Annotated in this window: 9 protein-coding genes; 5 read left to right on the forward strand and 4 right to left on the reverse strand. The window is 53.5% G+C overall.

Annotation, left to right across the window (positions count from 1 at the left end; genetic code table 11):
* Window positions 1-89 precede the first annotated feature (89 nt).
* The 3 genes from FHS27_RS06255 to FHS27_RS06265 all read right to left on the reverse strand — a co-directional run bounded on the left by FHS27_RS06255 (window position 90) and on the right by FHS27_RS06265 (window position 4,457).
* The gene (locus tag FHS27_RS06255; protein ID WP_184303158.1) at window positions 90-1,406 is read right to left on the reverse strand and encodes a restriction endonuclease subunit S; all 1,317 of its coding nucleotides are present in this window, start codon (window positions 1,404-1,406) and stop codon (window positions 90-92) included.
* Window positions 1,403-4,141, reverse strand: coding sequence for a type I restriction-modification system subunit M (locus tag FHS27_RS06260; RefSeq protein ID WP_184303161.1), 2,739 nt, complete (start codon window positions 4,139-4,141; stop codon window positions 1,403-1,405). The genes FHS27_RS06255 and FHS27_RS06260 overlap by 4 nt, the downstream gene beginning before the upstream one ends.
* A gap of 85 nt (window positions 4,142-4,226) precedes the next feature.
* Window positions 4,227-4,457, reverse strand: coding sequence for a helix-turn-helix domain-containing protein (locus FHS27_RS06265; RefSeq protein WP_221224908.1), 231 nt, complete (start codon window positions 4,455-4,457; stop codon window positions 4,227-4,229).
* Window positions 4,458-4,629: 172 nt separating this feature from the next.
* On the opposite strand from FHS27_RS06265, the gene FHS27_RS06270 reads away from it, so the two are divergent.
* The 5 genes from FHS27_RS06270 to FHS27_RS06290 all read left to right on the forward strand — a co-directional run bounded on the left by FHS27_RS06270 (window position 4,630) and on the right by FHS27_RS06290 (window position 9,933).
* Window positions 4,630-4,908 carry a hypothetical protein gene (locus tag FHS27_RS06270; RefSeq protein WP_184303167.1) on the forward strand — a complete coding sequence of 93 codons (279 nt, stop codon included), beginning with the start codon at window positions 4,630-4,632 and terminating at the stop codon, window positions 4,906-4,908.
* Window positions 4,905-5,972 (forward strand): helix-turn-helix domain-containing protein, encoded by a 1,068-nt coding sequence (locus tag FHS27_RS06275; protein WP_184303170.1) that lies wholly within the window; start codon window positions 4,905-4,907, stop codon window positions 5,970-5,972. Before FHS27_RS06270 ends, FHS27_RS06275 begins: the two co-directional genes overlap by 4 nt.
* A gap of 74 nt (window positions 5,973-6,046) precedes the next feature.
* Window positions 6,047-6,760 carry an ImmA/IrrE family metallo-endopeptidase gene (locus tag FHS27_RS06280; protein ID WP_184303173.1) on the forward strand — a complete coding sequence of 238 codons (714 nt, stop codon included), beginning with the start codon at window positions 6,047-6,049 and terminating at the stop codon, window positions 6,758-6,760.
* 57 nt (window positions 6,761-6,817) lie between these two features.
* Window positions 6,818-8,503, forward strand: a complete 1,686-nt coding sequence (locus FHS27_RS06285; protein ID WP_184303176.1) for an SIR2 family protein — start codon at window positions 6,818-6,820, stop codon at window positions 8,501-8,503.
* Window positions 8,500-9,933 carry an argonaute/piwi family protein gene (locus FHS27_RS06290; RefSeq protein ID WP_184303179.1) on the forward strand — a complete coding sequence of 478 codons (1,434 nt, stop codon included), beginning with the start codon at window positions 8,500-8,502 and terminating at the stop codon, window positions 9,931-9,933. Before FHS27_RS06285 ends, FHS27_RS06290 begins: the two co-directional genes overlap by 4 nt.
* A gap of 39 nt (window positions 9,934-9,972) precedes the next feature.
* On the opposite strand, the gene FHS27_RS06295 is transcribed toward FHS27_RS06290, so the two are convergent.
* Window positions 9,973-10,272 carry a hypothetical protein gene (locus FHS27_RS06295; RefSeq protein WP_184303183.1) on the reverse strand — a complete coding sequence of 100 codons (300 nt, stop codon included), beginning with the start codon at window positions 10,270-10,272 and terminating at the stop codon, window positions 9,973-9,975.
* Between the last annotated feature and the right edge of the window lie 240 nt (window positions 10,273-10,512).

Consider the following 10,512-nt stretch of genomic DNA (forward strand, 5'->3'; position numbering starts at 1 on the left):
AGCGGCGTTGCCCGCAGTAGTTTGATTTGTCTTCTTCGAGACGCCGATTGGCTCGGACGGCATCGGATGGATTGGTCGGTTCAGTTCGCTCATATCAACCTCGTCTGACCAGTCAGCAATTCCTGCATCATGCCCTGTTTGAGCATCTGCGTTTTCTCCAGTCGGGCTTCGAGTTTCTCGATCTCCGCGTCCATGTCGGATAGCACCGTCGCAATCGCGGTTTGTTCCGATTGCGGCGGCTTCGGCAACGGAATGGTCTCGAACTTGTCTTTCGGCATATGGGCTATGCTCGTCTGCGTAACATAGTTTCTAAGAATCCCTCGGTCTGACCAGCGTTTGAGGAATGCAATCATCAAGCGGGAATTAAAATTGTCTCGTGCCCGCAACCGATGAAGCGCTTTCTGGAAATAGCATTCATCAAGTTGAGATCGCCAGATGGCTGCGCGGCCAACATCGCCACCCTCGCACACCAGAAGATCACCGTCGATCAATCGGAACTTTGTCAGATCCGTTTTCGACATCGGCATCGTCTGCAGTTCTGTGACATCAATTCGTCCCCATTGAACTGCTCGATTGCCAAGATAGTACTTTGGAACCCCAACGTTCTTCTCGGCATCTAACATCTTTCCAAGCTGAATTTCAAATTCTGCACCGACGGAAGAAACGTCCCAATCGCAGGGCACTGATCCGACGGCAGTTTCTTGGACACCCGTCTGCTTCGTTCCAAAGCCAGAGAGTCGGGTTTGGCCGGTGAGCAGTTGCTGCATGGCGGCCTGTTTGAGATCACGCTTCTTGGCGATCAACCGGCTCAGCACGTTCAGCGTTGCGTCAACATCCGAAAGCGCTTCCGCAATCGCTTCTTGCTCAGCGAGCGGGGGAAGAGGGACAGGAAAAGCCTTGATATCCCGACTGGTGATGTTGGGATCTTTCCGACTGCTGCTTGCTACCGTCTTCCAATAGTCGATGCGAAAGTTGAGCGTGTCTAATAGGTATCGTGGTTCAAGCAGGTTGTTTCGCGGTTGAACTGCGGTAATTGCCTGATTGACAGTTGCCGCAATGCCAAGAAGTCCCGTCCGTCCAATCTGCTGAAATCCGCCGTACATCGCAACAAGTACAGTTCCAGGTGGATTAAGGCTAAGCGATGTCTCACGCAGTGCAAGTTTTGTAACTCGCTCTGATGTATCGACAAGATATGTATTCCTTAAATCCATCGTCTTCACCCATGGAATCGTCCCACGTGAGAAGTATCGATCATGCGACGCCCGCGCTGGCGTAGTCCCAGAAGACAACGTGGCCACGCTTTCCAGCGTGGCACACTTCCAATCATCAGGAATCAACCCTGCTTCCGTGTGCTTGTAACCTTTCCGCACTGCGTAACCAACGTTCTTGTCGCGAACTTGGCTCATGAGGCGGCCCTCATTTTGGCCAAGTGAGCGTCCACTCTTGCCGACAAGGCTTCAAGTTCATCGACCAACTCAGGCAGCGGTGTTTCATAACGCTCGGCAAGTTGTCGTACTCGTCGGGTGAGCGTTTGCGAGACGCGGTCGACTTCGGTTTGCACCGTTGCTGAGACTGTGGGCATCCATTTGTCGTCGATAACCATCGACTTGATCTCGTCAATGCTCAGGTCCGAGTACTTTGCCCTCGCGGTGGCATCGAGCGCGTCAACGGCGACCTTCATTTTTGCTTTTAATTCGCTCTGCTGATCGAGCAATGCCAAATAACGCACCGTAACGGCTAGGTCGTCATAATTGTCCGGGATCGGATCTTCGTCGAGGCGAGCCATGATGGATTTCTCCGCTGCCGCCAGCAGCTTGGCCGCTTGTTTGGCGTCGGACTTCTGCGACTTATCTGCATCGAGATAGCTTTTTAAAACTCTCGCTTCATCGGCAGCCGGGGCTTTTTCGACTCGCGTTTTGACCGCCTTCAGTGTCAGCTTTCCCTTGGATGTTTTTAACGCCACCAAAAACCGATGATCCGCAAGCTCTTTCATTTTGGCTGCGTGAGCGCCGGCGGTTTCGACCAGTTCAGTGTATTGGTCACAGGTCGCCTTGGCCTCTTCGCTCCAAATCGGAATCATCGCCGATACGCGAGCTTCTTCGACATCGGCTTTGGACGAAACGCCCTTCAAGACGCCTTCTTCGCCGCCGTGTTCCTCAGATAACTCGACAAGCTCGGCGGCGATGCACGCCAGACGCGATTCCATGTCATCAATCTCAGCTTGTTCGTCGGCAAAATACCGAGCCACTAAGATCGACTTCGGCACCAGGTCACACACCCAGCCTCGATACTTCATCTCGCCCTTCTTCTTCCCCGATTTAATCTGCTCCCAAATCTCACGCGGCTGGGCCACCCAGCCTTCGGCGGCAATCTGGTAGCAATCGTCCTGCATGATGTCGGCCCAGTAGTCCATCAGATGCTGGTAAACGTCATAGGCATCCAGCAACGCGGCCTTCTTAAACCCGCTGAGCAGTGTTTCCGCAATGTCAGCGATCAAAGACTTTGGGTGATCGTTCTGGTCGAACGCGTTGAGCTTCGGCGTAGTGGACTTTCGCCACTTGGAGAAGATTTTAGTGGTCGTCGCGACGAATTTTTTGAATTGCTGATGATCGAAGATCGCCGAGTTGACTTCCGCGATCGGTCGACGCAATTGACTGTAGCCCGATCGGTCGGCTCGCTTGAATAGCTGTTTGCGGACTTCGGGAATGACTTCCCAATAGCGATCCATCGCGTCGATGTCACGGTTGGGGATGCCACCGAGCAGGTGCCCGTCGATGTCTTGCAAGTCCTCCGGATCGCTGCTGTCGATGTATCGCGGTAGGTTCAGGTTGTAATCGTTCTTGGGATCGGCAATCTCGCTGCGCAAGACCATCCGCGCGTACCGCGGGTCGCTGCTATCGCCTCGGTTAAACACATCGACGATGCGATGAATATCTTGTTCACGCAGCCGGTTCTTGTTGCCGTCTTTGATGAACCCCTTGGATGCGTCAATCATAAAGATGCCCTTGCGGGCGGTTGCGTTCTCTTTGCTAAGCACCAAGATGCAAGCTGGTATGCCGGTGCCGTAAAACAGGTTGGCTGGCAGTCCGATGATGCCTTTCAAGTAGCCTGAATCGACCAGTTTGCGGCGGATGACGGCCTCGGCGTTGCCACGAAACAACACACCATGAGGAAGGATACAAGCGCCTTTGCCTTCGGATTTGAGCGATCGAATGATGTGGAGCAAATAGGCGTAGTCGCCTTGCTTGCCCGGCGGCTCTCCCCAACTGAATCGCTGGTACAGATCGGCCGACGGCGTCAGACCTGTGCTCCATGTCTTGTCACTGAACGGTGGATTGGCTACGACGTAGTCGTATGTCCGCAACGACGCGCCGTCTTTGAACTTGGGATTGGCAAGCGTGTTGCCGGCCAGGATGTTTGCAGTCGAAAAGTCGTGCAGGATCATGTTCATGCGGGCGAGACCCGCGGTGGTCACGTCTTTCTCTTGACCTTCCAGCGTGATCCGCACGCCGGCCTCGGCGGCAACCTTCAACAACAGCGATCCCGAGCCGCATGTGGGGTCATACGCGGTCGTGGCGGCGACGGCGTTGTCAGGCGAGATGCCGATGACCTTGGCCATGATCCGGCTGACTTCTGACGGCGTGTAGAATTGGCCCTTGCTCTTGCCGCTTTGCGATGCGAAGTGGCGCATCAGGTATTCGTAGGCATCGCCAAGAATGTCGTCGTTCTCGGCGCGGTTTTTGGAGAAGTCCAGCTCGGGCTTCTCAAAGATGGCGACCAAATTGGTCAGCCGATCGACCATCGCTTGGCCTTCTCCGAGCTTGTTGGGGTCGTTGAAGTCGGGGAAGTCGCTGCGGGCCAATCGCGGATTGTTGTCAATCAACGGCTGAATGATCTGCGTATTGATCTTGTCGCCGATGTCGCTCTTGCCCTTGAGCGCGATCATGTCGGCGAAGCTGGCTCCGGCGGGAATTGTCACCTCGGGGGCAAAGTCATCCGAATCGCCGTACTTGTCCGACACGTACTTGATGAACAGCATGAACAGGACATAGTCCTTGTACTGACTAGCATCCATGCCGCCCCGAAGCTCATCACACGATGCCCAAAGTGATGAATAGAGATCCGATTTCTTGACTGCCATTCGTTGGCGATTCCTGCATGTTGTTGTGTTCGTAATGCCTTGTGACGTAGGCGATTTCTGTCCTCTCGGGTCCGGTGGATCCCATTCAGTCAGCGAAGTATTCCTCGTGTAGTGCTTTCCCCTTGGCACCCAACTCGATGACTAGGATTTCGATTTGCTTCATCGCCAGCGGTGACGGCTTCCGGTGCCCGTTTTCCCAGCGATTTACCGAAGAAAAAGTGACCCCAAGCTTGGCGGCAAACTTCTCTTGGCTCAGCCCGAGCTGTTCGCGAAGCGATTTCACGAGCCGCCCCAGATCTTTAGTTGTGTCAGCCACAGTCATCAGCTCCGGTCCCCGTGCGTATTGAAGGTGCTATAGACGCTGCCTTGATTGTCGGAGACGGCATTATCCGGGTCAATCGGACTGCCGTAATCGACAGCTATTGACTCCGAGTCTGATGTGCGTAAGATTTACTGAAAATCTACGCCATACCTACTGAGGATTTCAGATGAGTGACAAGGCAAAGGGTCGGAGAGTCACGATCGACCTGACGGCGTCTGCCGTCGATGAGCTTGACCGGATCCGCGACGTGACCGGATTGACGACGGCAGATTTGTTTCGCAACGGATTCAGTCTGCTACGCCTCTACATTCAGGCAAAAGAGAAGGGGCAGTCGTTTGTCGTCTCGGACGACAACGATCCCACGTCTGTGATAACCCGAATCGAATTGCCGTTCATCGTTCCCGAGAAAGAACGTGCCGGAGCCAAAGGCGAGGTAGGAGCATGAGCGACGATGATTTTGACGATGGTGGAGACGAAGACGGGTGGAGCTTCAGCATGGATTTCGACGACGACATCCAACTTGGTTTCAACAAGACGATGAGCGAAGAACTTCCTGGCGAGCCTGTCATCCGTATTTATGCGGCCGGTCCGCTCACTAATAACGACGAAACCGCTAACGGGGAATGCGACGAAGTTCGATCGATTCTTCAGCGTGTCTTCGCAGACTACGACTATCTGGGAGTTCAGTTCGAGATCTACCATCCTGGTGAAGTCACGATGCCGGGGTCGAACCACTCTGCAGAAAATGTTTACGTGATCAACTACGAACAGTGTGTCTTGGCAGATCTCGTAGTCTTCAACGTAACCCAACCATCATTGGGCGTCGGTTGCGAATCACAGATTGCGGCCGACGCCACCGTGCCGCGTGTGGTACTTGCCAAGATCGGTAGCAAAGTCAGTCGAATGTTCGAGGGCGAGTTTTCAACAACGCTCGCAACGATCAAGTACGAAAATCGCCAAGATCTTGAGCTGCAACTGATACAGCGTCGCGAAGAGATTTGTGGTGCGATTCTCGAATCGGCGATTCGTCGTCGGCCAATGCTGAATGACACTTCTCATCAAAAAATCGGTCAGACTATCCTGCGTCAGCGGATTCTGCATGGTGTGACTTTGGACGAGCTGGCACAACGCACCGACTGCAAAGCGAGTTGGATCCACGAACTTGAAAAGAATCCACGACTTGCGCTCGCATCGTCGTTGATGTCGTTGTTCCGAATCGCCGCTGAAATTAGCTGCACTGTGCAGTGTGCTAGCCCGTCGCCACCAAAGTTGGTGCCAAACGACACGCCAATGAGTGTTTCTGAATCGGAGTCGCTCTCAAATCTGGTTCACTATGTCTTGGCCAGCGACGGTCGAATTTCAGAACAACGAGCATTCAGTTTGTGGCACGATTTCACTGAGGACATGAAAGAGCAATCGCTCGAGGCCGTCGAATATCGCGAAGGTTATGACGAGGCGTTGACCGTTGAAGACTGGCGGCAGCGAGATGGAGCAGGCGGGTTGTTCTAACGATGCCGAACAAATCAACCGTTGCAAAAGCAATTGAATCAGCGAAAAGGTTTGTAGAACCACATTGCAATGGCGTGAGCCCAATTGACCTTCACCTTTTGGCGGAACTGAAAGGAGTTGTCGATATCGCGCCAAGGGAAATGAAGGCGGACGGGTACTTGGGCGTTCGCGAGGACGGTGCGTTTGTGATCCGGCACCGCGCGGGCGCACGTCAGACTCGAACAAGGTTCACAATAGCTCACGAGATTGCCCACATTTTGCTGGCTGAGGTCGAAGGTCAATCACTCAATCGAGACGGCAACTATCGTCGGGACGCATCGGAGGAAATGGCAGTCAATCGAATCGCCGCCGAGCTGCTTATTCCCGAGCTGATCGTGAGTCGCGAAATCCGTCGCGATTTCGGCGAAGGTCGCTTGCCGCGATGGTCGTTCGTTTTCCATCTAGCAAAACGCTTCAATGTCTCTTGCACCGCTATGGTCCTGCGGCTTTTGGAGTTGCCATCCATCAACGCGATCTCATTTCGTGTAAGCATCGAAGGACTTGGGCAACACAATCCATTCTGCTCAACGGAGAACAAGTGGATGCGGCTCGCGAACGGCGTTGACTACGAAATGGACCGGGTTTGGCGAGAGTCTCGACGTACCAACAAGCACCAACTGGCAATCGCGTTGGACGGGCAGGAACTCACGGTCGACTGCGAGGGTGAGTTGCGCGAGTTTGCAACTCGGCTCGGTGACGCCAAAGTTTACTGGCTAGTTGGTTGGCATGTTCCAGGATTTAGTGGGTAAGGCGGCAAGATGGAGCTAAGCGAATTTCTGCGAGAGTATCCGCTTCGGAGCCCAGGGATGATGTGGTTTCTCGGTGCCGGAGCATCAGCGGCGTCAAACATCCCGACCGCTTGGGACATGATTTGGGACTTCAAAAGGTCCATCTACTGCAGTGCCAACAGGGTCCCCATTAGTGCGTGCGACAACGTCGCCGACCCTTCCACAAAGCGTCGAATCCAGGATTTTTGCGACTCACTTCCTGATTCGCCGAAGGAGGACAGCACTGAGGAATACAGTCACTACTTCAAGAAAGCCCATCCGAAAGAATCGATTCGGCGAAAATACATCGAACGCTTGGTTTCCAACGGGGTTCCATCTTTCGGCTATTTGTCCCTGGCTTCACTAATGAAGCTGGGCGACGCTCCAATTATCTGGACGACTAACTTTGACCGAATGCTCGAAGATGCCGTCGCTCGGGTATATGGCTCTACAAGCAAACTCACCGTTGCGTCGCGTGGCTCCAACGTCGATCCGAATCGGGCATTGGCTGAAAGCAACTTTCCACTTTACGTCAAGCTTCACGGGGACTTTCAGTCGCAAGATTTGAATAACACCGAGGAAGAATTGCTGTCGCAAGACGAAAACATGATGCACTGCATGTCGACTGCAACTCGATCACGCGGGATGGTTGTTGTCGGCTATAGCGGACGTGACAAGTCGGTAATGGATGGGTTTCGTGCGAGCCTTCACGCCGGCAAAGGTTTTCCAAATGGACTGTTCTGGATTCACCGTCCGGGCCGCGAACCGTTGCCTGAGGTCACATCGTTCATTTCGGAAGCGAATGCCGCAGGCGTCGATGCCAACATCGTCCTCGCAGACACATTTGATGAATTCACTAGCGACGTGCTCGGGCAAATGCCAAACGTGCCTCAAGAAACGAAAGATCTTCTTGAGCAGCGACCCAGGCGAATATCGAATCATCGTCCTGGAACGGTCAACGGAAGCTGGCCTGTCATTCGTACAAATGCCTTTCCGGTGATCAAGTTCCCCAGTGTCTGCCGAAAGGTCGTTTGCGAAATCGGTGGGTACAGCGAGATCCGAGAAGCTGTCGAGACTGCTGGTGTTGATGTCTTGTGTGGCCGAAACAGGTCTGGTGTTCTCGCATTTGGTGAAGATGACGACATTCGCGCCGCATTTGGTGGGCATTCAATCAGTGAGTTCTCGCTGCACAACATCGAGCCGCGAAAATTGAGAGGAGGCCAGTCTGCGGAATTTGGACTTCTCTACGATGCTATTGGCAAGGCTCTCGTTCGACAGTGTCCACTTGATTTTGCTGACACGAAAGCAAAACGCACTTTAGTGGTTCGGTCGGGTATGGTGAATGACGCAGTGTTCGACTTGCTGCGAAAGGAGACGCGAGCGTTAGCTGGGCAAGTTCCTGGCACGCCATACAAGTTTCGCGAAGCCATTCGACTCCGACTCGATTACCAAAGAGATCGGCTATGGCTACTCATTGAACCGACAGTACGGGTAATGGGGGATCTCTCGCTTGCAGATCGGCAAATGGCGAAAGACTTCATTCGAGATCGCCTTGCCAGGCGATACAACGATCGGTGGAACGCTCTGCTGGATGCCTGGGCATTCATTTTGTTTGGCAAAAACAAGACATGCGAATTTGCCTCGTACGACTGCTCATCAGGCGTCGACGCATGTTTTGAGATCAGCCGCACTTCTGGATTTAGCTGGCGGGGGGGCGTGCGATGAGCGCTTCACAACTACCCTCTCACCAATGGCTCTCGGAGTCCGAACTTGTCTTTGACCCTGTGAATGAAGATGCTCGGCACATTCACCCGCTTCAAGGTCTGATTGAATTCGGACCGTACAGCCAAGTGCTAATGTCGGATACGTTTCGGCCAATCCGAGTTGCATTCATTGTTCCTAACGGAATGAAGAAGCGTGCTGGCCAACTGCTCCGCGAGTTCCAAGAACCGGCAAAGCCAGACGAACGAAAAAACTACCTTCCCGAGTTTCCAGGATTTGAATCTGTTTTTCGGACGAAGATTGAAGTCGCTCCCAAAGGCATCCACGTGGAGCTTGACGCTTCGCTCGATGAAAAGATTCAGAATGCAGCCGAGCCGCACTCAGTCTTGGCAAGCGAACTGTCAACGCAGTTGGCGCACTTGCAATCCAACCGGTCTCAATTCGATGTGGTTTTTATACTTTTGTCGAAATCTTGGAAACGAGCTTTTCGATCGGAAGAAGCCGATGGGTTTGACCTGCACCATTACTTAAAAGCGATATCGGCGACTCGTGGAGTACCGATTCAGTTACTCAATGAGGATCGAGTCTTCGACTACGCCTGTCGATGCAGCGTGGCCTGGCGATTAGCGATCGCGTTGTACGCCAAGGCTGGCGGGATCCCGTGGAAGGTAGCGGGCGCCGACCCGAATACCGCGCATGTGGGCATCAGCTATGCGATGCGGAAGACAGCTGCGGGCCAGCAATTTACAAGCTGCTGCAGTCAAGTGTTTAGTGCTGACGGAACCGGCTTGGAGTTTCTTGCGTTCGATGTTGATGGAGTCGATTACGTTTCGCGCAACAACCCCTTCCTGACTCGTGCTGAGATGCGGCGTGTCATGGCTCGCACTATGTCGCTTTACCAGCGACAGCATGCGGGGCAGTTACCGGCGAGACTGGTCGTCCATAAGTCGACGCATTTCACAGCGCCCGAGGTAGATGGATGTTTTGACGCATGTGGTGCAGTCAAAGACATCGAGCTGATTCAAGTGCAACGAGACACCTCCTGGCGAGGCGTACAAATCAATCGAGACGCTTCCAATCCGAAAAAAGGACTGCCCGCCCGGTACCCATGCAAGCGAGGGTCTTTCTTACAAATTGACGATCGTGCCTCGTTGCTTTGGACGCAGGGAAATGTCCCCATGCCAGGCGGACGTGATTATTTCAAGGAAGGTAAAGGGATTCCATCGCCGCTGTTGCTTCAGCGATTTGCGGGGCACGGTCCGTTTGATCGAGTCTGCCGCGAAATCTTGGGGCTTACCAAAATGAACTGGAACAATGACGGTCTCTATGACCAACTTCCAGTAACGCTACACTACGCAAATCTGCTCGCTCAAACGCTGTCGAAGATGTCGCGTCTGGACAATCGCCCCTATCAGTTCAGATTCTTCATCTGATGCCGCGATTTCTATGGTCAGAGCACGCTGTTTGAAATCTCAATCCCGCTTCGTCCGACCACTTGCAATCAGACACGCATTCAGCCAACTGCTTTCAGGTACGTTGAGAATCAAATGCGATGAAGGGCCCTCGGTAACATCGATCGCCGCGTTCCAGCCGATGTCACCACCATGGAGTGTGGCGGTTCCGGTCTTGCGATCGCGGGTGAAAATCCATTGCTCGCCGTGTTCGTTTTCAAAATAGCCGATGTAGCAGCGCCCTTCTGCACCGTTGACGATTGGCGGATCACCGCACGACGCAGCGTGATGGTTTGGAATCTTTAAGAGCGGTTCTGACATTGGATGGTTGGCTCCGTCTGTTGATCTTCGACTGGCTTTTGCTGTGACTGCGTGGTCCAGTGAGTCTGTTCCTCGAACCTATCGAGACCTGTTGGTCTCAGCAAGCTGGATGCTGGGAACTTGTTGCGTTGATTTCGACGGGAGAATTGGGCCAGTGCCAAAACGAAAAAAGCCGGCGGTTAGCCGGCTTGAAAGTTTCTCGATTTTGATGCTCGTTGACCGTCAGTCGATAAATTGCAG

Origin of the sequence: Aporhodopirellula rubra (assembly GCF_014192335.1) — a bacterium.
Classification (GTDB): Bacteria; Planctomycetota; Planctomycetia; order Pirellulales; family Pirellulaceae; genus Rhodopirellula; species Rhodopirellula rubra.

Bases quoted from the DNA above. Each gene is read 5' to 3' on its own strand.
- FHS27_RS06255 (WP_184303158.1), bottom strand. From the start codon at position 1,406: ATGAGCCAAGTTCGCGACAAGAACGTTGGTTACGCAGTGCGGAAAGGT.
- FHS27_RS06260 (WP_184303161.1), bottom strand. From the start codon at position 4,141: ATGGCAGTCAAGAAATCGGATCTCTATTCATCACTTTGGGCATCGTGT.
- FHS27_RS06270 (WP_184303167.1), top strand. From the start codon at position 4,630: ATGAGTGACAAGGCAAAGGGTCGGAGAGTCACGATCGACCTGACGGCG.
- FHS27_RS06275 (WP_184303170.1), top strand. From the start codon at position 4,905: ATGAGCGACGATGATTTTGACGATGGTGGAGACGAAGACGGGTGGAGC.
- FHS27_RS06285 (WP_184303176.1), top strand. From the start codon at position 6,818: ATGATGTGGTTTCTCGGTGCCGGAGCATCAGCGGCGTCAAACATCCCG.
- FHS27_RS06290 (WP_184303179.1), top strand. From the start codon at position 8,500: ATGAGCGCTTCACAACTACCCTCTCACCAATGGCTCTCGGAGTCCGAA.
- FHS27_RS06295 (WP_184303183.1), bottom strand. From the start codon at position 10,272: ATGTCAGAACCGCTCTTAAAGATTCCAAACCATCACGCTGCGTCGTGC.